This window comes from Pseudomonas sp. IT-P253, from assembly GCF_949768125.1.
Taxonomy (GTDB): Bacteria; Pseudomonadota; Gammaproteobacteria; order Pseudomonadales; family Pseudomonadaceae; genus Aquipseudomonas.
The window spans coordinates 1-23,386 of sequence record NZ_CATKPT010000003.1 but is presented as its reverse complement, the minus strand read 5'-3'; the positions used below and the strand labels follow the sequence as shown (position 1 = coordinate 23,386).

Annotated in this window: 18 protein-coding genes; 14 read left to right on the top strand and 4 right to left on the bottom strand. The window is 57.8% G+C overall.

Translation table 11 applies throughout. The features are described 5' to 3' along the window. Positions 1–28 precede the first annotated feature (28 nt). Positions 29–817: a VacJ family lipoprotein gene (locus ACM6IR_RS01430; protein WP_414906043.1), complete on the bottom strand. Its 789-nt coding sequence runs from the start codon at positions 815–817 to the stop codon at positions 29–31. Continuing rightward, entirely contained in the window at positions 810–2,108 is a 1,299-nt protein-coding gene (locus ACM6IR_RS01425) for a serine/threonine protein kinase (protein ID WP_414906042.1), read from the bottom strand. Before ACM6IR_RS01425 ends, ACM6IR_RS01430 begins: the two co-directional genes overlap by 8 nt. Before the next feature lie 222 nt (positions 2,109–2,330). On the opposite strand from ACM6IR_RS01425, the gene ACM6IR_RS01420 reads away from it, so the two are divergent. Then, positions 2,331–2,699: a hypothetical protein gene (locus tag ACM6IR_RS01420; RefSeq protein ID WP_414906041.1), complete on the top strand. Its 369-nt coding sequence runs from the start codon at positions 2,331–2,333 to the stop codon at positions 2,697–2,699. Between the two features lie 111 nt (positions 2,700–2,810). Here the strand turns inward: ACM6IR_RS01420 and ACM6IR_RS01415 are convergent, their stop codons facing one another. Further along, complete coding sequence (locus ACM6IR_RS01415) at positions 2,811–4,406, bottom strand: beta (1-6) glucans synthase (protein ID WP_414906140.1); 1,596 nt, start codon at positions 4,404–4,406, stop codon at positions 2,811–2,813. Between the two features lie 287 nt (positions 4,407–4,693). Between ACM6IR_RS01415 and ACM6IR_RS01410 the strand changes: the two genes are divergently transcribed. The 3 genes from ACM6IR_RS01410 to ACM6IR_RS01400 all read left to right on the top strand — a co-directional run bounded on the left by ACM6IR_RS01410 (position 4,694) and on the right by ACM6IR_RS01400 (position 7,806). Further along, the gene (locus tag ACM6IR_RS01410) at positions 4,694–5,545 is read left to right on the top strand and encodes a glycine betaine ABC transporter substrate-binding protein (protein WP_414906040.1); all 852 of its coding nucleotides are present in this window, start codon (positions 4,694–4,696) and stop codon (positions 5,543–5,545) included. A gap of 294 nt (positions 5,546–5,839) precedes the next feature. Next, a complete protein-coding gene (locus ACM6IR_RS01405) occupies positions 5,840–6,151 on the top strand; it encodes a DUF485 domain-containing protein (protein WP_414906039.1) in 312 nt (103 codons plus the stop codon). After that, entirely contained in the window at positions 6,148–7,806 is a 1,659-nt protein-coding gene (locus tag ACM6IR_RS01400) for a cation acetate symporter (protein WP_414906038.1), read from the top strand. The genes ACM6IR_RS01405 and ACM6IR_RS01400 overlap by 4 nt, the downstream gene beginning before the upstream one ends. A gap of 703 nt (positions 7,807–8,509) precedes the next feature. Here the strand turns inward: ACM6IR_RS01400 and gltA are convergent. Further along, positions 8,510–9,799, bottom strand: coding sequence for a citrate synthase (gltA, locus tag ACM6IR_RS01395; protein WP_414906037.1), 1,290 nt, complete (start codon positions 9,797–9,799; stop codon positions 8,510–8,512). 363 nt (positions 9,800–10,162) lie between these two features. On the opposite strand from gltA, the gene sdhC reads away from it, so the two are divergent. The 10 genes from sdhC (at position 10,163) to brnQ (ending at position 23,251) form a co-directional block, all read left to right on the top strand. Next, positions 10,163–10,537: a succinate dehydrogenase, cytochrome b556 subunit gene (gene sdhC / locus ACM6IR_RS01390; RefSeq protein ID WP_414906036.1), complete on the top strand. Its 375-nt coding sequence runs from the start codon at positions 10,163–10,165 to the stop codon at positions 10,535–10,537. Continuing rightward, positions 10,531–10,899 (top strand): succinate dehydrogenase, hydrophobic membrane anchor protein, encoded by a 369-nt coding sequence (gene sdhD, locus ACM6IR_RS01385; protein ID WP_059402221.1) that lies wholly within the window; start codon positions 10,531–10,533, stop codon positions 10,897–10,899. Before sdhC ends, sdhD begins: the two co-directional genes overlap by 7 nt. 3 nt (positions 10,900–10,902) lie before the next feature. After that, positions 10,903–12,678, top strand: a complete 1,776-nt coding sequence (gene sdhA, locus ACM6IR_RS01380) for a succinate dehydrogenase flavoprotein subunit (RefSeq protein WP_414906035.1) — start codon at positions 10,903–10,905, stop codon at positions 12,676–12,678. A gap of 11 nt (positions 12,679–12,689) precedes the next feature. Continuing rightward, the gene (locus tag ACM6IR_RS01375) at positions 12,690–13,394 is read left to right on the top strand and encodes a succinate dehydrogenase iron-sulfur subunit (protein WP_414906034.1); all 705 of its coding nucleotides are present in this window, start codon (positions 12,690–12,692) and stop codon (positions 13,392–13,394) included. Between the two features lie 262 nt (positions 13,395–13,656). Beyond that, the gene (locus ACM6IR_RS01370; RefSeq protein ID WP_414906033.1) at positions 13,657–16,488 is read left to right on the top strand and encodes a 2-oxoglutarate dehydrogenase E1 component; all 2,832 of its coding nucleotides are present in this window, start codon (positions 13,657–13,659) and stop codon (positions 16,486–16,488) included. Between the two features lie 42 nt (positions 16,489–16,530). Then, positions 16,531–17,751, top strand: a complete 1,221-nt coding sequence (gene odhB / locus ACM6IR_RS01365; RefSeq protein ID WP_010456848.1) for a 2-oxoglutarate dehydrogenase complex dihydrolipoyllysine-residue succinyltransferase — start codon at positions 16,531–16,533, stop codon at positions 17,749–17,751. Between the two features lie 102 nt (positions 17,752–17,853). After that, positions 17,854–19,290, top strand: a complete 1,437-nt coding sequence (lpdA, locus tag ACM6IR_RS01360; RefSeq protein ID WP_414906032.1) for a dihydrolipoyl dehydrogenase — start codon at positions 17,854–17,856, stop codon at positions 19,288–19,290. A 198-nt stretch (positions 19,291–19,488) separates the two neighbouring features. After that, positions 19,489–20,655, top strand: a complete 1,167-nt coding sequence (sucC, locus tag ACM6IR_RS01355) for an ADP-forming succinate--CoA ligase subunit beta (protein WP_008148602.1) — start codon at positions 19,489–19,491, stop codon at positions 20,653–20,655. Then, positions 20,655–21,536 carry a succinate--CoA ligase subunit alpha gene (gene sucD, locus ACM6IR_RS01350; RefSeq protein WP_027922418.1) on the top strand — a complete coding sequence of 294 codons (882 nt, stop codon included), beginning with the start codon at positions 20,655–20,657 and terminating at the stop codon, positions 21,534–21,536. Before sucC ends, sucD begins: the two co-directional genes overlap by 1 nt. Positions 21,537–21,937: 401 nt before the next feature. Further along, positions 21,938–23,251: a branched-chain amino acid transport system II carrier protein gene (gene brnQ / locus ACM6IR_RS01345; RefSeq protein ID WP_414906031.1), complete on the top strand. Its 1,314-nt coding sequence runs from the start codon at positions 21,938–21,940 to the stop codon at positions 23,249–23,251. Positions 23,252–23,386: the final 135 nt, after the last annotated feature.

The following is a 23,386-nucleotide window of genomic DNA, read 5'->3' as shown; positions in this document are numbered from 1 at the left end:
CGAATGGCCTTTTTTGTAGCCGGTGGAATTACTCGGCGATCTGCAATTTACGCGCCTCGGTGTACACGTAACGCACTTTCTCGTATTCGAACGGCGAGTTCAGCTGGCCGTAGCGGAAGGTGGTCTGGTAGCGCTTGTCGATGCCGCGCAGGACCCAGATTTCCGGATGGTTTTCGCTGACGTGGGAGACGTTCAGGAAGTTGATTGCCGATTCTGCGGAGAAGTCGAACACCAGGCCGCCGGTGTCGCGAATGTTCGAAGGGCCGAGGATGGGCAGCACGAAGTAGGCGCCGCCCGGTACACCGTAGAAGCCCAGTGTCTGACCAAAGTCTTCGTTCTTGCGCGGCAGGCCCATGGCGGTGGCGGGGTCCCACAGGCCGGCGATGCCGAGGGTGGTATTGAGCAGCAGTCGACCGGAGATCTCCATCGAACGCTTGCCCTTGAACTGCAGCAGGCTGTTCAACAAATTTGGCACGTCGCCGAGGTTGTTGAAGAAGTTGCTGACGCCGGTGCGCAGGAAACTCGGCGTGATGTAGCGATAGCCGTCCACCACGGGCAGGAACACCCATTGGTCGAAGCGGTAGTTGAAGTGGTAAACCCGGCGGTTCCATTCTTCCAGCGGGTCATAGACGTTCAGCGCGTTGAGCGTCGAGCGCTCGAACTCGCGCTGATCCATCCCCGGGTTGATTTTCAATTTGCTCAGTGGCTCCTTGAAGCCGTCACTGTCGAGCACAACCGGCGCGTTGGCCTTGCTGTTGTCGGCATTGGCGACGCCTGCACAGAGTAACGCAGCGATAAGCAGGAGGTGTTTAGCCACGGAAAAACTCCAGCATGGCGTCGCTGTTGACGCGGTAATTGAGATTGCCGCAATGGCCGCCCAGCGGATAAACAGTCAAGCGATCGCCGAACGTCCTGCGTAGAAAACCGAGGTCGCCCGGGCCGAGGATCACGTCGTCAGCGTTGTGCATGACGGCGATTTTCGGGCTGTCGTGCAGGTAGTCTTTCAGTGCATACAAACTCACCTGATCGATCAGCTGCAGCAGGCTGCCGCCATCGGTGCGGGCGCGCCACATCGGAATGAGCTGCTCGGTGATGTAGCAGTCGAAGTCGCATTGCAGCGCACGCTTGAGGAACGGCGTGAGGCTGGTGCCTTCGGTGATCGGGTACTTGGGTGGAGTGATCAGGCCCCGACGGTTGATCAGGTCCGAGGTGAAGGCAATGTCGGCCGCCGAGAAGCGGAACGAGGTGCCGATCAACATGGCCATCTGTTCGTTCGTCAGGTGTTGCTTGGACTGCTGGATGTCGTAGAGCAGGGCATCGTTGAGGTCGATGTAGCCTTTCTGCTGGAAGTAGCGGGTCAGTTTGTTCAGCACCAGCTCATAGAACGTGGTGGTGCTGTTGATGCCCTTGACCTCGGTCTGGACCAGCTTGTCCAGGTTGGTGATCGAGGTGTAGAGGTTGACCGGCGGGTTGAGCAGCAGGACTTTCTTGAAGTTGAAGCTGCGGCGGGTTTCGTCCAGGTGCGCGACGAACGCAGCATCCAGTGCGCCCAGGCTGTAACCGGTCAAGTAGTAATCGGTGACGGGCACTCTCGGGTTCTGCGCGCGAACGGCCTGCATCACCCGGTACATGTCCTCGGCGTCTTCCTTGGTGATGCCCGGTGTGGCAAAGCGTGAGGCGGCACTCATGAAGTCGAAGCTGGTAGGCGACGACAGTTGCACCACGTGGTAACCGGCCTTGTAGTAGAGCTTTTTCAGGTACTCGTTGAGGCTGCTGTCATAGCGCGCGCCGGTGCCGGCGATCAGGAAGATCAGCGGTGCCGCTTTATCTTGAGTGGCGATACGGTAGGTGAGTTTCTTTACCGGCCAGAAGTTGTCCGGCAGTTCGAATGCTCGCTCCGGGCGCAGGGTGACGCTGCGATCCGACTGATTGATGTCTTCGTTGCGCGGTAACTCCGGGCGCAGGTCCGGCGGAGTCGTGGCGATTGTCGCCTCGAACGGGTTGGTCAAGGGGTAGCCATAACTGGCGGCGTCGATGTCGACTGCCAGTGCGGACGCACTCAAAATAATGCCGCCAAACAGGGCGGCGAAGCGCAAGGAACGGAGCATGACTAGATCCCTTAGAAAAGGTGCCGAATGAGTTCGCAGGCTATGACCACTGGATTTGCGCCAAAGTGCCGTGTATCGGCAACAAACAGGCCTGATTCTGAGTAATAGTGGATGGACGATACACTTTGCAGCGATTGGCTGGCCAGTTAACTGTTGTTAACACTTGCGTAAGGCCGTCGGGAGATTAAGCTGGCCGCCGTTTTTGGTTAATTGGAGTGCTTCATGTCCCGCCGTCTGCCCGTGATTTTGCTGCTTGTTTTGCTGCCGTTATGGCTGGCCGCCAGTTATGGCGCGCGCTATGGCTTCATGGAGGATGCGCAGTGGGTCGGCCTCTGCGTGGATGACGCGAACCGGTGGGAATGCCTGGTTCGTTCGAATCTGGGATTGATGATTCACTTTGCTGTGTTGGGTTGGGCGGCACTGGCCGCGGCCGTGATCGGCTTCGTGTTGCCGGGGCGGGCAGGGTGGTGGCTGGCCGTGTTGGCGCTGGTGTTCGGTTTTCCGGCGTTGGCGTTGTACAACACGACGTTGGCGGTGTTTGCAGTGGTGATTGCCGGGTTGCGGCTGGTCAGGGCTTCCCGTAGCGCCTGATAGTCCGTCTTCGCGAGCAGGCTCCCACACATTTGACAGCGTTCTTATGATCGATGCGGTGGAGTGTGGGAGCGAGCCTGCTCGCGAAGAGGCCAGTAGCCGCGCTGAAATTTACCCCTTGATAACCCGCAAACTGCGCCACAACGCCGCCACCATCAACACACTCACCAGCGTCCAACCCCAGGCCTGCTGGTTCTGCAAGCCTTCACGAAACAGCTGCGGCGCAATGCCGGCGCCGATGATGAAGGTCAACAGGGCAATCTCGCGACGCGGTACGTTCACCGGGCGGCACAGGTAAACCAGCGCGGGCACGATGAACGCGACACTCGGGAAGCTGCGATAGCGCGGATCGAACACCATCTCCAGCATCATTACCGCCGCCGCAAACCCTGCTGTTGCCAGTAGCCAGCCCGCCCGCCGCTCCAGTACGTCGAAGGCTCGCCCACGCCAGCCAGTGCGAGCGCTCAGCGTCAGTGCGGCATGCGCCAACACCAGCACATTCAAACCAGTCAGCAGAGCAACCCACAACCATTCACTGGCAAACCGGGTGCTGACCCGTGCGAGATCGCCCCAGGCGCCAATCGAGCACGCCGCCAACGCCCCCAGCAGCGGCAGGACCAGTGCCGCGCGAGTGCTGCGTACACGACCGCCGAGAATCAGCGTGCCGAGGAAAATCAAGCCGCCCACCGCCAGCCACTGTTTCCAGTACGGCACGTTCGACACTGGACCTGCCAGCACGCCCTTGTCCTGGCGATCGGCATCGAACAGGCCCCAATAGCCACCGACCGCGCCTTCGCTGGCGCGTTTCCATGGCTGGTCGAAGGCTTCGATCAGGTTGTAATGCCACCCGTGCTGCTCGGCCATGGTCACAAAACCACGAATGAACCGTGCTTCGTTGACCCTGCTAGGCAGGGCGGTTTCGCGCTGGCGGCCTTCGCTCGGCCAGCCGGTTTCGCCAATCATCACGTCCTTGGGCGCAAAGGTGTTGCCGAACACCTGGCGTACTTCAGCCACGTGTTGCAGTGCGGCGTCAATGTTCGACGGATTGTCTTCCCAGTACGGCAGTAAGTGGATGGTCAGGAAGTCCACCGCCGGCGCGACTTCCGGGTGCTTGAGCCAGAACTCCCAGACGTCGGCATAAGTGACGGGCTGTTTGACCTGGCTTTTGACCTTGTTGATCAGCTTGGCCAATTGCGCGCCGGTGACTTCCTTGCGCAGCAGCGTCTCGTTGCCGACGATCACCGCGGTCACCACATCCGGGTTGGCATTGGCCGAGGCGATCAACAGGTCAACTTCCTTGGCGGTGTCCACCGGGTTGCTGTTGACCCAGGCGCCGATCATCATTTTCAGCCCGTGCTTTCGCGCGAGATCCGGTAGGGCCTCAAGGCCGGTCATGGAGTAGGTGCGGATGCATTCGAAGCGGGTCGCCAACAGTGCAAGGTCGGCGTCCATGCGCTCGGGGCGCAACTTGAAGGGCTGATCGAACGGCGATTGGTCCTTGTCGAACGGCGTGTACGACGCGCATTGCAGCTTGTGTGTCGCGGTGGCCACGTCAGCCAGAATCACCGGTTTGCCGAGTCCGTACCAAAAGCCACCCAGGGCAAACAGCCCGAGCAGGCAGGCGAATAGATAAGCAAAAAAAGGAAAACGTGATGTCGCGGGCATGGTCAGGCCGTCTGGGAGCAAAGCCGCGCATGTTACCTGTATTTGCCGCGCGCTTGGTGGCTTGCAGTGTTTTGACATGCAAAGTTTGGGCGTATTGACTAGCCTGTTTCTCGTACTCGAGATTAATGGCGTTCTGATGTCGTTTCTCGATGCATTGAGGTCGCTGACAGCACAGGTCGCGGTTGGCGTCAGGTTGATTATCGACGCGTCAGTACTCCGCTGATGTTCGCACGAGTTTGTGGTTAAGCGTGATGGGGGCGCGGTGCACCATAACAATACGTTGACGCGACTCGGCATCCGTCGAGCGCAGCACTTTCGGGGAAGTAACGATGAAGATGCGACGACTTTTAGGCGCGGGTGCCGCACTGGTACTTGCGATTGGCTCCACAATGGCCAATGCCGAGAGCAAAACCCTGAGCATCGGTTATGTCGACGGCTGGTCCGACAGCGTCGCGACGACCCATGTGGCCGCTGAAGTGATCAAGCAGAAGCTCGGTTATGACGTGAAGCTGCAAGCGGTGGCCACCGGGATCATGTGGCAAGGTGTGGCGACTGGCAAACTGGACGCCATGCTGTCTGCCTGGCTGCCGGTGACCCACGGGGAATACTGGGCCAAGAACAAAGACCAGGTCGTCGATTATGGCCCGAACTTCAAAGACGCAAAAATCGGCTTGATCGTGCCTGAGTACGTCAAGGCCAAGTCCCTCGCCGATCTGAAAACCGATGACAGTTTCAAAGGTCGCATCGTCGGCATCGACGCCGGTTCGGGTGTAATGCTGAAAACCGAGCAGGCGATCAAGGACTACGATCTGACTGGCTATCAACTCAAGGCCAGTTCCGGCGCTGGCATGATTGCCGAGCTGACCCGTGCCGAGAAGAAAAACGAATCCATTGCTGTCACCGGTTGGGTGCCGCACTGGATGTTCGCGAAGTGGAAACTGCGCTTCCTGGACGACCCGAAAGGCGTTTATGGCGCCGCTGAAACCGTGGACAACATCGGCAGCAAAGAACTGGCAACGAAGGCGCCGGAAGTGGCCAAGTTCCTGAAGAACTTCCAGTGGGCCTCGAAAGACGAAATTGGCGAAGTCATGCTGGCAATCCAGGATGGCGCCAAGCCTGAAGTCGCTGCGAAGGATTGGGTCGCCAAGCACCCGGATCGTGTTGCAGACTGGATCAAATGATTTGAGCTGACGCATGTGGTCAGCACCTTTCAAGGCCGCTTGGTGTAACCGCCAAGCGGCCTTTCGCTTTTCCATGTGGGAGCGAGCCTGCTCGCGAAGGCCGTGTGTCAATCGACATCAACGTTGACTGACATACCGTCTTCGCGAGCAGGTTCGCTCCCACATTTATTTATTGCGTGCCGGAAATTGGCGAAAACGTCATGTCGTTCTAATACTAAGGTCGTCTGGAACCTGTCCTTGAGCCGAATAGAGTGGATATGTTCCAACTTAATCTGTGCTGCGAGGATAAAAACAATGAACGACAGCATTTACCTCTCGATTCAAAACAGCCCGCGCTTCAAGGAGCTGGTTCGCAAGAGGGAACGATTCGCCTGGATTCTTTCGGCGATCATGCTTGGGCTCTACTCCGGATTCATCCTTTTGATTGCTTACGGACCGCACATACTGGGTGCGAAAATCAGTCCTGAGTCATCGATTACCTGGGGGATACCGATTGGTGTCGGGTTGATTGTTTCGGCCTTTGTCCTGACGGCAATCTACGTACGACGCGCCAATGGCGAATTCGACGACCTGAACAATGCGATTCTCAAGGAGGCTCAGCAATGATCCGGCGTCTAATGGCTCTATTGAGCATCACAGCCTTTGCACCTGGTGCCTGGGCGGCTGAAGCCCTGACGGGCGAAGTGCACAAACAACCACTCAACGTTTCCGCGATCCTGATGTTCGTGGCGTTTGTCGGTTTGACCCTGTGCATCACCTACTGGGCTTCCAAGCGCAACAAATCGGCGGCCGACTACTATGCGGCTGGCGGCAAGATCACCGGTCTGCAGAACGGTCTGGCAATTGCCGGTGACTACATGTCGGCGGCGTCCTTCCTGGGTATTTCCGCCCTGGTGTACGCCTCCGGCTACGATGGCCTGATCTACTCGATCGGCTTCCTGGTGGGTTGGCCGATCATTCTGTTCCTGATCGCCGAGCGCCTGCGTAACCTGGGTAAATACACCTTTGCCGACGTAGCGTCCTACCGCCTCGGGCAAACCCAGATCCGCACACTGTCCGCTTGCGGTTCGCTGGTAGTGGTGGCGTTTTACCTGATCGCGCAAATGGTCGGTGCCGGCAAGCTGATCCAGCTGCTGTTCGGCCTCGATTACTACGTCGCGGTGATCCTGGTCGGTATCCTGATGTGCCTGTACGTATTGTTCGGCGGTATGCTGGCAACCACTTGGGTGCAGATCATCAAGGCCGTGCTGTTGCTGTCCGGTGCCTCGTTCATGGCGCTGATGGTGATGAAACACGTCAACTTTGACTTCAACACCCTGTTTTCCGAGGCGATCAAGGTTCACCCTAAAGGTGAAGCGATCATGAGCCCCGGTGGTTTGGTGAAAGATCCGGTCTCGGCGTTCTCGCTGGGCTTGGCACTGATGTTCGGCACTGCAGGCCTGCCGCACATCCTGATGCGCTTCTTCACCGTGAGTGACGCAAAAGAAGCTCGCAAGAGCGTGTTGTATGCCACCGGCTTCATTGGTTACTTCTACATCCTGACCTTCATTATCGGCTTCGGCGCGATCCTGCTGGTCAGCACCAACCCGGCCTTTAAAGATGCGGCTGGCGCGCTGTTGGGCGGTAACAACATGGCGGCGGTGCACCTGGCCAACGCGGTAGGTGGCAGTATCTTCCTGGGCTTTATCTCGGCAGTAGCCTTCGCGACCATTCTGGCCGTCGTTGCCGGTCTGACCCTGGCCGGTGCTACCGCGGTGTCTCACGACCTTTACGCCAGTGTGATCAGGAAGGGCAAGGCCAACGACAAGGACGAGATCCGCGTCTCCAAAATCACCACCATCTTTCTCGGGGTGTTGGCGATTGGATTGGGTATTTTGTTCGAAAGCCAGAACATCGCGTTCATGGTCGGCCTGGCGTTCTCCATCGCGGCGAGCTGTAACTTCCCGGTACTGCTGCTTTCCATGTATTGGAAGAAGTTGACCACCCGTGGTGCGATGATCGGGGGCTGGATGGGGCTGGTCAGTGCCGTTGCCTTGATGGTGCTTGGGCCAACCATCTGGGTGCAGATCATGCATCACGAGAAAGCTATCTTCCCGTATGAGTACCCGGCGCTGTTCTCGATGGCCATTGCCTTTGTCGGGATCTGGTTCTTCTCGATTACTGACAAGTCGACCGCGGCTGACAATGAACGGGCGCTGTTCTTCCCGCAATTTGTTCGTTCGCAGACTGGGTTGGGGTCGAGTGGGGCGGTTTCTCACTAAGAGGTTGGGTTTGTTTGGGTAAGTGGTGTTAAACGGAAATGCCCTGGTCGAGAGATCGGGGCATTTTTTGTTGGGTGGTTGGGTGGTTGGATTTGTGTGTATATCCGTTTTTTGGTAGCGGCTGCTGGCGGTTTCGCCCTTACGGCGAGTCCCTTTTTCAAACGCCAAAAAGGAACCAAAAGGCTTTGCCCCTCCATTCGGTGCCTCGCTAAGGCTCGGCATGCCATAACGAAGGCATTGCCCCGGGGGCGGCTACCGCGGCATCCTTGCCGCGGTGCCCCCTGCGCAACGCCTGCGTTCGGCCTCTGGGAAAGGGGCAGCAGATCTGAAGCAAAAGCAAAGCAAAGGCAAGGGCAACAGCTTCGCGAGCAGGCTCGCTCCCACATTGGATCGGCGTACCGCAATTGTTTTTCACCCCCCCCCCACAATGGCGCGGCGTACCGCTTTTGATTCTCACTGCTCATCAGGCCGAGCGTTAGCTCGCCTTCAGCTTTTGATCTTGAGGCACCGAACGAAAGGGGCAGAAGCGTTTGGTTACTTTGCGCTTTTCAAAGTGACCCGCCGTAAGGGCGGAACCAATAGCCGCAGCTACCAAAAAAATGGATATACCCCCAATCAAAGACCCAACCGCCCCAAACAAAAACGGCCTCTATATATAGAGGCCGTTCTCGGTACTACTTAAGACGTTATCGCAAGACAGGTCTTATTTGCGGTCTTCCAGCTTGGTAATGTCACGCGACTCGTAGCCGGTGTACAACTGGCGCGGACGGCCGATCTTGTACGGGCTGGAGAGCATTTCTTTCCAGTGGGAGATCCAGCCGACAGTCCGCGCCAAGGCGAAGATCACGGTGAACATGCTGGTTGGAATACCGATCGCCTTGAGGATGATTCCCGAGTAGAAGTCGACGTTCGGGTACAGCGAGCGTTCGATGAAGTACGGGTCGGTCAGGGCAATCTCTTCCAGGCGCATGGCCAGTTGGAGTTGCGGATCGTTGGTGATACCCAGCTCTTTCAGCACTTCGTCGCAAGTCTGCTTCATAACCGTGGCGCGTGGGTCGCGGTTTTTGTAAACCCGGTGACCGAAGCCCATCAGTTTGAACGGATCATTCTTGTCCTTGGCCTTGGCGATGTACTTGTCGATGTTCGAAACATCGCCAATTTCATCGAGCATGGTCAGAACGGCTTCGTTCGCGCCGCCATGGGCAGGGCCCCACAGCGCAGCGATACCGGCGGCGATACAGGCGAACGGGTTGGCACCCGAAGAACCGGCCAGACGTACGGTGGAAGTCGATGCGTTCTGCTCGTGGTCGGCATGGAGGATGAAGATCCGGTCCATGGCCTTGGCGAGCACCGGGCTGATCGGTTTGATCTCGCACGGGGTGTTGAACATCATGTGCAGGAAGTTTTCCGCGTACGACAGGTCGTTGCGCGGGTACATCATGGGTTGGCCCATGGAGTACTTGTAAACCATCGCTGCCAGCGTCGGCATCTTGGCAACCAGGCGGATCGCGGAGATTTCGCGATGCTGCGGGTTATTGATGTCCAGGGAGTCGTGGTAGAAGGCCGAGAGGGCGCCGACTACACCGCACATGACGGCCATCGGGTGGGCGTCGCGACGGAAGCCGTTGAAGAACGTCTTGAGCTGCTCGTGAACCATGGTGTGGTTCTTGACGGTGCTGACGAACTGGGCCTTCTGTTCTGCGGTCGGCAATTCGCCGTTGAGCAGCAGATAGCAGGTTTCCAGGTAGTCCGACTTCTCAGCCAACTGTTCGATCGGGTAGCCGCGGTGCAGCAGAATGCCGTTGTCGCCGTCGATATAGGTGATCTTCGACTCGCAGGAAGCGGTCGACATGAAACCAGGGTCAAAGGTGAAACGGCCCGTGGCCGTCAGGCCCCGAACATCGATAACATCGGGACCAACGGTGCCGGTTAAAATGGGCAGCTCGACGGGGGCTGCGCCCTCGATGATCAACTGCGCTTTTTTGTCAGCCATGTGGCCTCCTATTTATGCTTGAAATCATCAGACAGACCCCCCACGCAGGGCCCGCACCACTATAGTGAGATAAATTTGAATGTCAATTTGCCTAAAGTCTTGCTCCAGAAGGCTTTAACCGGACTTTTTCCTCGAATTTGACTGCCATTTACGCCTTTTATCCAACTTGTGCAATGCGCTATTTGGGGTAGGTGAACGCGTTGTCATTAGTAGCCTAACTGTCTATACTCGGCCTCCGACCGCCAGGGGCTTTTGGGCCTGCTTTATTGGGGGTCGCACTCCCTGGGTGGTGGGTACCTGACCAGTGCACTCCCCAACAACTTTGCCCTGATTGTTAGGGGCTCTTCAGTGTGAAAAAAAGCCGTGAATAGCCAACGACCTGTAAACCTAGACCTAAGGACCATCAAACTCCCAGTCACTGCTTACACGTCCATTCTTCACCGAATCTCCGGTGTCATCCTCTTTGTCAGCCTGGCCATCATGCTTTATGCATTGGACAAGTCGCTGAGCTCAGAAGAAGGCTTCGGTCAGGTGAAAGCGTGTCTGACCAGTCCGCTAGCCAAGCTAGTGATTTGGGGAATCCTGTCCGCCTTGCTGTATCACATGGTTGCCGGTGTGCGCCATTTGATCATGGACATGGGCATCGGCGAGTCGCTTGAAGGCGGCAAACTGGGCTCGAAAATCGTTATCGCCGTTTCCGTGGTGGTAATCGTTCTGGCAGGAGTTTGGATATGGTAACTAACGTCACGAACCTGTCGCGTTCGGGCCTCTATGACTGGATGGCACAACGTGTGTCTGCGGTCGTTCTCGCGGCTTACTTCATTTTCCTGATCGGATACGTCGTCGCCCATCCTGGCCTCGGCTACGCCCAATGGCATGAACTGTTCGCAAGCAACTGGATGCGTATTTTCAGTCTCCTGGCTCTCGTTGCCCTCGGCGCTCACGCCTGGGTCGGCATGTGGACCATCGCGACCGACTACCTGACGCCAATGGCGTTCGGCAAGTCCGCGACTGCAATACGTTTCCTCTTCCAGGCTGTATGCGGCGTCGCGATGTTCGCGTACTTCGTCTGGGGTGTGCAGATTCTTTGGGGTATCTGATTCATGTCTACTACAGTTAATACGCTTTCGTTCGACGCCATCATCATTGGCGGCGGCGGTGCTGGCATGCGCGCTGCTCTGCAGCTGGCACAAGGTGGTCACAAGACTGCCGTTATCACCAAGGTTTTCCCGACTCGTTCGCACACTGTATCCGCCCAGGGTGGCATTACCTGCGCCATCGCCTCGGCAGATCCGAACGATGACTGGCGCTGGCACATGTACGATACCGTCAAGGGTTCCGACTATATCGGTGACCAGGACGCTATCGAATACATGTGTTCCGTAGGGCCGGAAGCGGTCTTCGAGCTCGAGCACATGGGCTTGCCGTTCTCTCGTACCGAACAAGGTCGCATCTATCAGCGTCCGTTCGGCGGTCAGTCGAAAGACTTCGGTAAAGGTGGCCAGGCTGCACGTACCTGTGCCGCTGCCGACCGTACCGGTCACGCGCTTCTGCACACCCTGTACCAGGCCAACCTCAAGGCCGGCACCGTATTCCTCAACGAATACTACGGCGTCGACCTGGTGAAGAACGAAGATGGTGCCTTTGTCGGCATGATCGTCATCTGCATCGAAACCGGCGAAACCTCCTACGTCCGCGCTAACGCCACCGTATTGGCGACTGGCGGTGCAGGCCGTATCTACTCGTCCACCACCAACGCCCTGATCAACACCGGTGACGGCGTCGGCATGGCTCTGCGTGCTGGCGTGCCGGTACAAGACATCGAAATGTGGCAGTTCCACCCGACCGGCATCGCCGGCGCCGGTGTACTGGTTACTGAAGGCTGCCGCGGTGAAGGCGGTTACCTGATCAACAAGCACGGCGAGCGTTTCATGGAGCGTTATGCTCCGAACGCCAAAGACCTGGCGGGTCGTGACGTTGTTGCTCGTTCGATGGTTAAAGAAATCATCGCCGGCAACGGTTGCGGTCCGGATGGCGACCACGTAATGCTGAAACTCGATCACCTCGGTGAAGAAGTTCTGCACAGCCGTCTGCCAGGCATCATGGAACTGTCCAAGACCTTCGCTCACGTCGATCCAGCCGTGGCGCCGATTCCGGTCGTTCCAACCTGCCACTATATGATGGGCGGCGTTGCCACCAACATCCACGGTCAGGCAATGACCCAGGACGCCGACGGCGTAGACCAGATCATTCCTGGCCTGTTCGCAGTGGGTGAAGTGGCTTGCGTATCGGTTCATGGTGCGAACCGCCTGGGCGGCAACTCGTTGCTCGACCTCGTGGTATTCGGTCGTGCCGCCGGCCTGTTCCTTGAGCAGACCCTGAAAGCAGGCGTTGATTACGCTCGCCCTCGCCAGTCCGACATCGACGCAGCCCTGGCTCGTCTCGATGGCCTGAACTCGCGTACCGAAGGCGAAGACGTCGCCACGCTGCGTAAAGAGCTGCAAAGCTGCATGCAGAACTACTTCGGTGTATTCCGTACCGGCGAATACATGCAGAAGGGTATTGCTCAGCTGGCTGATCTGCGTGGCCGTATTGCCAACGTCAAGATCAACGACAAGAGCCAGGCGTTCAACACTGCTCGTATCGAAGCACTGGAGCTGCAGAACCTGCTGGAAGTGGCCGAAGCCACCGCCATCGCTGCAGAAATCCGCAAAGAGTCCCGCGGCGCTCACGCCCGTGAAGACTACGAAGACCGCGACGACGAAAACTGGCTGTGCCACACCCTGTACTTCCCGGGTGACAAACGCGTAACCAAGCGCGCCGTGAACTTCTCGCCGAAGACTGTTCCGACTTTTGAACCTAAGATTCGGACTTATTAAGGGTGGCCGCCATGTTGCAAGTCAGTGTTTATCGCTACAACCCTGATCAGGACGCTGCGCCGTTCATGCAGGAATTCCAGGTCGACACCGGTGGTAAAGACCTGATGGTGCTGGACGTGCTGGCCCTGATCAAAGAGCAGGACGAAGGTTTCTCCTATCGTCGCTCTTGCCGTGAAGGTGTTTGCGGTTCCGACGGCATGAACATCAACGGCAAAAACGGTCTGGCGTGCGTTACGCCGCTGTCTTCTGTCGTGAAAGGTAACAAGCTGATCGTTCGTCCGCTGCCAGGTTTGCCGGTTATCCGTGACCTGGTCGTCGATATGAGCATCTTCTACAAGCAATACGAGAAAGTTAAGCCATACCTGCAGAACGACACGCCGGCTCCGGCCATCGAGCGTCTGCAGACCCCGCAAGAGCGTGAAAAGCTCGACGGTCTGTACGAGTGCATCCTGTGCGCTTGCTGCTCGACCTCTTGCCCGTCCTTCTGGTGGAACCCGGACAAGTTCCTGGGTCCAGCTGCTTTGCTGCAAGCGTACCGCTTCCTGGCAGACAGCCGCGACACCAAGACTGCCGAGCGTCTGGCTTCGCTGGATGACCCGTTCAGCGTATTCCGCTGCCGCGGGATCATGAACTGCGTCAACGTCTGTCCGAAAGGCCTGAACCCGACTAAGGCCATCGGTCACGTACGTAACATGCTGCTGCAAAGCGGCGTGTGATTCAGCTGCTGTACCCGTAACACCGCAGTACCTGTAGATGCTACGGCGCAGGCTTCAACCGGCGCCGTAGTTTTAACCTGAGCAGCAGCCCATAAAGCTGCGGCTCTTATTTTGAAGAAATGAGACAAGCAGGGGCATCCGGGCTGGTACCCGGACTATCAGCGTGATCCTAAGTGGCTTGTTTTGGTCGCTGCATTCGGACTTCTGCAAGCGTGCTCGGTGTCGACGCCGGTGGTGTTCCCCTAACCGAGGGTGACCAAGCATGCAAGAAAGCGTGATGCAGCGCATGTGGAACAGCGCCTACCTATCCGGTAGTAACGCTGCCTATGTGGAAGAGCTCTACGAGCTCTACCTGCACGACCCTAACGCTGTGCCAGAAGAGTGGCGCACCTACTTCCAGAAGTTGCCTGCTGACGGCAACACTGCCACCGATGTTTCGCACTCCACAATTCGCGATCATTTCGTCTTGCTGGCAAAGAACCAGCGCCGCGCCCAACCGGTTTCCGCCGGAAGCGTGAGCAGTGAGCACGAAAAGAAGCAAGTTGAAGTACTGCGGTTGATCCAGGCCTACCGTATGCGCGGCCACCAGGCAGCCCAGCTTGACCCGCTGGGGCTGTGGCAGCGTCCTGCACCTGCAGACCTGTCGATCAATCATTACGGCTTGACCAATGCCGATCTTGATACGACCTTCCGTGCCGGCGACCTGTTCATCGGCAAAGAGGAAGCGAGCCTACGCGAAATTCACGAAGCGTTGCAGCAGACATATTGCCGCACCATCGGCGCTGAATTTACGCATATCACCGATTCCGAGCAGCGCCAGTGGTTCCAGCAGCGTCTGGAAAGCGTGCGCGGCCGTCCGACCTACTCCGCCGACATCAAGAGCCACCTGCTCGAGCGCGTCACCGCCGGCGAAGGCCTGGAAAAATACCTGGGGACCAAATACCCGGGCACCAAGCGTTTCGGTCTGGAAGGCGGCGAGAGCCTGATTCCGATGCTCGATGAGCTGATCCAGCGTTCCGGTTCCTACGGCACCAAGGAAATCGTCATCGGCATGGCCCACCGTGGTCGTCTGAACGTGCTGGTCAACACCTTCGGCAAGAACCCGCGCGAGCTGTTCGACGAGTTCGAAGGCAAGAAGAAGGTCGAGCTGGGTTCCGGTGACGTTAAGTATCACCAGGGCTTCTCGTCCAACGTGATGACCGCCGGCGGCGAAGTTCACCTGGCCATGGCGTTCAACCCGTCCCACCTGGAAATCGTTTCCCCGGTGGTCGAAGGTTCGGTTCGCGCCCGTCAGGATCGTCGTAACGACCCTACCGGTGAGAAGGTTCTGCCGATCTCCATCCACGGTGACGCTGCATTCGCAGGTCAAGGCGTGGTCATGGAAACCTTCCAGATGTCGCAGACCCGCGGTTTCAAGACCGGCGGTACTGTTCACATCGTGATCAACAACCAGGTCGGTTTCACCATCAGCAACCCGCTGGACTCGCGCTCCACCGAGTACGCGACCGACGTTGCGAAAATGATCCAGGCGCCGATCCTCCATGTGAATGGTGATGATCCGGAAGCCGTATTGTTCGTGACCCAGCTGGCCATCGACTACCGCATGCAGTTCAAGCGTGACGTGGTGATCGACCTGGTCTGCTACCGTCGTCGTGGCCACAACGAGGCCGACGAGCCAAGCGGCACCCAGCCAATCATGTATCAGCAGATCACCAAACAGCGCACCACCCGTGAGCTGTATGCCGATCGTCTGACTCAGGGCGGCGTGCTGGACGCAGAGCGTGTTCAGGCGAAAGTCGACGAATACCGCAATGCGCTGGACAACGGTCTGCATGTTGTAAAAAGCCTGGTCAAAGAGCCGAACAAAGAGTTGTTCGTGGACTGGCGTCCGTATCTGGGCCACGCCTGGACCGCACGTCACGACACTCGCTTCGATCTGAAAACCTTGCAGGAACTGTCTGCCAAGCTGCTGGAAATTCCGGAAGGCTTCGTGGTTCAGCGCCAGGTCGCGAAAATTTACGAAGACCGTCAGAAAATGCAAGCCGGCGGCCTGCCGATCAACTGGGGTTACGCTGAAACCATGGCGTACGCGACCCTGGCGTTCGAAGGTCACCCGATTCGCATGACGGGTCAGGACATCGGTCGCGGTACGTTCTCGCACCGTCACGCTGTCTTGCACAACCAGAAAGACGCGGGCACCTACGTTCCGCTGCAAAACCTGTACAAGGGCCAGCCACGTTTCGACCTGTACGATTCGTTCCTGTCCGAAGAAGCCGTGCTGGCGTTCGAATACGGTTACTCGACCACCACGCCTGAGGCGCTGGTGATCTGGGAAGCCCAGTTCGGCGACTTCGCCAACGGTGCCCAGGTGGTTATCGACCAGTTCATCACCAGTGGCGAGCACAAGTGGGGCCGTCTCTGCGGTCTGACCATGCTGCTGCCTCACGGTTATGAAGGTCAGGGGCCGGAGCACTCGTCGGCTCGTCTGGAGCGTTACCTGCAACTGTGCGCCGAGCACAACATTCAGGTAGCCGTACCGACCACGCCGGCTCAGATCTACCACTTGCTGCGCCGTCAGGTGATTCGCCCGCTGCGCAAGCCATTGATCGTTCTGACTCCGAAGTCGCTGCTGCGTCACAAACTGGCTATTTCGACCCTGGAAGATCTGGCCGAAGGTTCGTTCCAGACCGTGATCCCGGAAATCGATGCCCAAGACCCGTCGAAGGTCGAGCGCATTGTTCTGTGTAGCGGCAAGGTCTACTACGACCTGCTGGAAAAACGCCGTGCCGAAGGTCGTGACGACATCGCCGTCGTGCGTATCGAGCAGCTGTACCCATTCCCTGAGGACGACTTGAAAGAAGTCCTGGCTCCTTACACCAACGCCAAACATGCTGTCTGGTGTCAGGAAGAGCCGATGAACCAGGGTGCCTGGTACTGCAGCCAACACCACTTGCGTCGTAGCATCAGCAATCTCAACAAGTCTCTCGTACTCGAGTACGCGGGCCGTGAGGCTTCTGCTGCACCTGCTTGTGGTTATGCGTCGATGCACGCTGAGCAGCAGGAAAAACTGCTGCAAGACGCCTTTACTGTTTAACGCCTTCGCGCACCTGAAACCGAATTTAAGGACCCACAGATAATGGCTATCGAAATCAAAGCCCCCACTTTCCCGGAATCGGTTGCCGATGGCACCGTTGCCACCTGGCACAAAAAACCAGGCGACGCTGTAAAGCGTGATGACCTGATCGTCGATATCGAAACCGACAAGGTTGTGCTGGAAGTGTTGGCGACTGCTGACGGCGTACTGGGCGCTATCGTCAAGAACGAAGGCGACACCGTTCTGTCCGACGAAGTCCTGGGCTCCATCGAAGCGGGCGGCGCTGCTGCTGCCCCGGCTGCCGCTGCTGCTCCGGCCGCCGCACAAGCTGCTGCTCCAGCCGCTGAAGGCGAAGACGATCCTGTTGCTGCACCGGCTGCTCGCAAGCTGGCTGAAGAAAACGGCATCAACATCGCTTCCGTTGCCGGTACTGGCAAAGGCGGTCGTGTGACCAAGGAAGACGTGGTTGCAGCGGTTGCTGCCAAGAAAGCCGCTCCGGCTGCCGCGCCTGCCAAGGCTGCTGCACCTGCTGCCGCTGCTCCTGTGTTCGCCGCTGGCGACCGCATCGAGAAGCGCGTTCCGATGACCCGCGTTCGCGCTACCGTGGCCAAGCGTCTGGTAGAAGCTCAGTCGAACATGGCGATGCTGACCACTTTCAACGAAGTCGACATGACCGAAGTCATGGCCCTGCGTTCGAAGTACAAGGACCTGTTCGAGAAGTCCCACAACGGCGTACGCCTGGGCTTCATGTCGTTCTTCGTGAAAGCGGCCACCGAAGCGCTGAAACGCTTCCCGGCTGTCAACGCGTCGATCGACGGTGCAGACATCGTTTACCACGGCTACGCTGACGTCGGTGTGGCTGTTTCCAGCGACCGCGGCCTGGTCGTACCGGTTCTGCGTAACGCCGAACTGATGAGCCTGGCTGAAATCGAAGGTGGCATTGCCACCTTCGGCAAGAAGGCTCGTGACGGCAAATTGTCGATGGACGAAATGACTGGCGGTACTTTCACCATTACCAACGGTGGTACCTTCGGTTCGATGATGTCGACCCCGATCGTCAACCCGCCGCAAGCGGCAATCCTGGGCATGCACAACATTCTGCAGCGTCCTATGGCGATCAACGGTCAGGTTGTTATCCGTCCGATGATGTACCTGGCTCTGTCCTACGATCACCGTTTGATCGATGGCAAAGAAGCTGTGACCTTCCTGGTTACCATCAAGAACCTGCTGGAAGACCCGGCTCGTTTGCTGCTGGATATCTGATAGAAGCAGCTGCGAGCTGCAAGTTTCAAGCGGCAAGCCTTTTCGGCTGTCGCTTGGGCTTGCCACTCGTGGCTTCAAGCTTGCCAAAAGAGGATTTTTTGAATGTCGCAGAAATTTGACGTAGTAGTGATCGGCGCGGGCCCTGGCGGCTATGTGGCTGCCATCAAAGCAGCGCAGCTTGGCCTGACGACTGCCTGCATCGAGAAGTACACCGACAAGGAAGGCAAACTGGCTCTGGGCGGTACTTGCCTGAACGTCGGCTGCATTCCATCCAAGGCGCTGCTGGACAGCTCCTGGAAGTTCCACGAAGCCCAAGACGGTTTCGCGATCCACGGCATCAACCATGCTGGCGTGACCATGGACGTGCCAGCGATGGTCGGCCGTAAAGCCAACATCGTTAAAGGCCTGACCTCTGGCGTTGCGACCCTGTTCAAAGCCAACGGTGTGACCTCGATCCAGGGCCACGGCAAACTGCTGGCCGGCAAGAAAGTCGAAGTCACCAAGGCTGACGGTTCGGTAGAAATCATTGAAGCCGAGAACGTGATTCTGGCTCCAGGTTCGCGTCCGATCGACATTCCACCGGCTCCGGTCGACCAGAATGTGATCGTCGATTCGACTGGCGCGCTGGAATTCCAGTCCGTGCCAAAACGTCTGGGCGTGATTGGCGCTGGTGTGATCGGTCTGGAACTGGGTTCGGTCTGGTCCCGTCTGGGCGCAGAAGTTACCGTTCTCGAAGCGCTGGACACCTTCCTGATGGCTGCTGACGCTGCCGTTTCCAAGGAAGCGCTGAAAACCCTGACCAAACAAGGTCTGGACATCAAGCTGGGCGCTCGCGTCACCGGTTCCAAAGTGAACGGCGACGAAGTAGTCGTGAACTACACCGATGCCAATGGCGAACAGAACATCACTTTCGACAAGCTGATCGTAGCCGTTGGTCGCCGTCCAGTGACCACTGATCTGCTGTCCGCTGATTGCGGTGTGACCCTCGACGAGCGCGGTTTCGTGCACGTTGACGATCACTGCGCCACCACCGTACCGGGCGTTTACGCCATTGGTGACGTGGTTCGCGGCATGATGCTGGCACACAAAGCCTCGGAAGAGGGCATCATGGTCGTTGAGCGCATCAAGGGCCACAAAGCCCAGATGAACTATGACTTGATCCCGTCAGTTATTTATACTCACCCGGAAATCGCGTGGGTCGGCAAAACCGAGCAGACCTTGAAGGCTGAAGGCGTTGAAGTTAACGTTGGCACCTTCCCGTTCGCAGCCAGTGGCCGTGCCATGGCAGCCAACGACACCGGCGGTTTCGTGAAAGTCATTGCTGATGCCAAGACTGACCGCGTATTGGGCGTCCACGTGATTGGCCCGAGCGCTGCAGAACTGGTTCAGCAGGGCGCGATCGGTATGGAATTCGGCACCAGCGCTGAAGACCTGGGCATGATGGTCTTCTCCCATCCGACCCTGTCCGAAGCCTTGCACGAAGCAGCACTGGCTGTGAATGGCGGCGCCATCCACATTGCCAACCGCAAGAAGCGTTAAGACATAATAAGAAACCACGGCGGTTTGGCCCGTCGTGAGCCTTGCATGCAAGACTCACCGCGGAATATCCGCTGGACGCAGTCTTGCGTAGCTGCACCGGTTGTCCGGAAAGGCTACGCAAGCAGCAGTCACAGGTGGTGCGGCACTTGAACAAGTGCAGCACCGAATGCGCAGTACCTAACGAAGACGGTAATAAGCATGAATCTTCACGAGTATCAGGGTAAGCAGCTGTTCGCTGAATACGGCCTGCCAGTATCCCAGGGTTTCGCCGTAGACACCCCGGAAGCAGCAGCAGAAGCTTGCGACAAAATCGGCGGCACCGAGTGGGTTGTCAAAGCCCAGGTCCACGCTGGTGGTCGCGGTAAAGCGGGCGGCGTCAAGCTGGTTCGCAGCAAAGAAGACGCTAAGGCATTCGCACAGCAGTGGCTGGGCAAGCGTCTGGTGACTTACCAGACTGATGCCAATGGTCAGCCAGTCACCAAGATCCTGGTTGAATCGTGCACTGATATCGCTAAAGAGCTGTACCTGGGCGCTGTCGTTGACCGTTCGAGCCGTCGCATCGTGTTCATGGCTTCCACCGAAGGTGGCGTGGACATCGAGAAAATCGCTCACGACACCCCTGAGAAAATCCTCAAGGCCACTATCGATCCACTGGTTGGCGCTCAGCCATTCCAGGGTCGCGAGCTGGCATTCCAGCTGGGTCTGGAAGGCAAGCAAGTTGCTCAGTTCGCCAAGATCTTCGTAGGTCTGGCCAAGCTGTTCAAGGATCACGACCTGGCTCTGCTGGAAGTGAACCCGCTGGTGATCAAGGCTGACGGCGATCTGCATTGCCTCGACGCCAAAATCAACATCGACGCCAACGCCATGTACCGTCAGCCTAAGCTGAAGACTTTCCATGATCCGTCGCAAGACGATCCGCGCGAAGCGCACGCTGCCAAGTTCGAACTGAACTACGTAGCACTGGAAGGCAACATCGGTTGCATGGTCAACGGTGCTGGCCTGGCCATGGGTACCATGGACATCGTCAACCTGCATGGCGGCAAACCAGCCAACTTCCTCGACGTGGGCGGCGGTGCTACCAAAGAACGCGTTACCGAAGCGTTCAAGATCATCCTGTCCGACACTAACGTCGCTGCAGTATTGGTCAACATCTTCGGCGGCATCGTTCGCTGCGACATGATTGCCGAAGGCATCATCGGCGCTGTGAAAGAAGTCGGCGTGAAAATCCCGGTTGTTGTTCGCCTTGAAGGCAACAACGCTGAGCTGGGCGCTAAAGTACTGGCAGAAAGCGGTTTGAACATCATCGCTGCTACCAGCCTGACCGACGCTGCTCAACAAGTCGTTAAAGCTGCGGAGGGCAAATAATGAGCGTCCTGATCAATAAAGACACCAAAGTTATCTGCCAGGGTATTACCGGTTCGCAAGGTAGTTTCCACACCCAGCAAGCCCTCGAATACGGCACCAAGATGGTCGGTGGCGTAACTCCGGGTAAAGGCGGCACCGAACACCTGGGTCTGCCAGTGTTCAACACTGTGAAAGACGCTGTAGCTGCCACTGGCGCCACCGCCAGCGTGATCTACGTTCCAGCTCCTTTCTGCAAAGATTCCATCCTGGAAGCAGCCTTCGGCGGCATCAAGCTGATCGTTTGCATCACTGAAGGCATTCCTACCCTGGATATGCTGGATGCCAAGGTCAAGTGCGACGAGCTGGGCGTAGTCCTGATCGGTCCAAACTGCCCAGGCGTGATCACTCCAGGCGAATGCAAGATCGGCATCATGCCAGGTCACATTCACTTGCCAGGCAAGGTCGGTATCGTTTCCCGTTCCGGCACCCTGACCTACGAAGCTGTGAAGCAGACTACTGACGCCGGTTTCGGTCAGTCGACTTGCGTCGGCATCGGCGGTGACCCGATCCCAGGCTCGAACTTCATCGACATCCTGAAGCTGTTCCAGGAAGACCCGAAGACCGAAGCGATCGTTATGATCGGTGAGATCGGCGGTTCGGCTGAAGAAGAAGCGGCTGCCTACATCAAGGCACACGTGACCAAGCCGGTTGTTTCCTACATCGCTGGTGTGACTGCCCCTGCGGGCAAGCGCATGGGCCATGCTGGCGCAATCATCTCTGGCGGCAAAGGCACTGCAGACGAGAAGTTTGCTGCCCTGGAAGACGCAGGCGTTAAAACCGTGCGTTCGCTGGCAGACATCGGCAAGGCTTTGTCCGAGCTGACCGGTTGGGCGATGAAGTAAGCCTCGCGCTTAATTCACGCTTCACCAAACAAAGGCCACCTTCGGGTGGCTTTTGTCGTTTGTGGCATTTGTGCTGGCCGTACGGGCCTCTTCGCGGGCAAGCCTCGCTCCTACAGGGCGCCGTAAGTCTGTAGGAGCGAGGCTTGCCCGCGAAGACGTTCTTACAGGCACCCACCATTTTCATGTAAAAACGCGACACGGAAATGTCGCAGATCGGATAGTTCGCCCTGTAACAGTGCGTTTATTACCCAAATTCGTTAGGCTAGCAGCCATTTTTGCGTCTGCGTCCCACAAGGAAGCGTCGCGCTAAAGGGTCAGTCCTATACGGGCCGACAGCATTTCCCTCACCCATAAGGGAAATCCCTCTCTAAATTCCGATTCAGTAGTGTGGTATTTCCTTAATGAAAGTGTTGAAAGGCCAGGACATCCTGGCACTTGGTTTTATGACGTTTGCCCTGTTTGTCGGGGCTGGCAACATCATCTTCCCGCCTATCGTCGGTTTGCAGTCCGGACCTCATGTCTGGATGGCGGCGCTGGGTTTTCTGATCACGGCGGTCGGATTGCCGGTGATCACCGTGGTTGCACTGGCCAAGGTCGGTGGTGCAATGGATGCATTGAGCAGCCCGATCGGTAAAGTCGCCGGCGGTCTGCTGGCTGCCGCGTGCTACCTCGCCGTTGGCCCGCTGTTCGCGACACCGCGTACCGCAACGGTATCCTTTGAAGTGGGTCTGGCGCCGCTGACGGGTGAGAGCCCGCTGGCGCTGTTCCTCTATAGCTCGGTGTACTTTCTGCTGGTGTTCTTCATCTCGCTCTACCCGGGCCGTTTGCTTGATACCGTAGGACGTTTCCTCGCGCCGCTGAAAATCATCGCCCTGGCTGCGCTGGGTATCGCGGCGTTTGCCTTGCCGGCCGGTGATATCGGCGTGGCGACCCCGGAATACGTGGCGGCGCCGTTCTCCCAAGGGTTCATCAATGGTTACCTGACCATGGATACACTGGGCGCATTGGTGTTCGGCATTGTTATCGTCAACGCCATCCGTTCCCGTGGCGTCGATTCGCCAGCGCTGATCACCCGTTATGCGATCATTGCCGGGTTGATTGCCGGCGTCGGTCTGGCGCTGGTTTACGTCAGCCTGTTCCGCCTCGGTTCGGGCAGCCACGAAGTGGCAGCAGGTGCCACCAACGGCGCGGCGGTGTTGCACGCTTATGTGCAACACACCTTTGGTTCGTTGGGCAGCGGTTTTCTGGCGGTGTTGATCTCGCTGGCCTGCCTGGTCACTGCGGTGGGTCTGACGTGTGCTTGCGCTGAATACTTCAGCCGCGTGCTGCCACTGTCCTACAAGACACTGGTCATTATCCTGGCCGCGTTCTCCTTGCTGGTGTCCAACCTGGGCCTCACCAAGCTGATCGCGTTCTCGATCCCGGTACTGACCGCTATTTACCCGCCGTGCATTGCCTTGGTGGCGTTGAGCTTCTGCAAGGACTTCTGGCATGAGCAAGGCCGCATCGTCGGTCCGGTCATGCTGGTGTCGTTCCTTTTCGGCCTGATCGATGCCCTCAAGGGCGCGGGTCTGGCGGACTGGATGCCGACTCAGTTGTCCCACCTGCCGCTGAGCGAGCAGGGGCTGGCATGGCTGGTGCCGTCGGTGATGACACTGGTGGTCGCCGTAGCCTGCGACCGTCTGCTGGGCAAGCGCGAAGAAGTGCTGGCTTAAGCCGCTGCAAGGCCCGTCACAAGCGGGTCTTGAGCAACAACAGAAATGCCCCGTATCAATCGATATGGGGCATTTTTTATGCGCGTGATGCAGTGTCTTTTTCCTTGAGCTAACGTCGAAGCATTGCAATTCCCA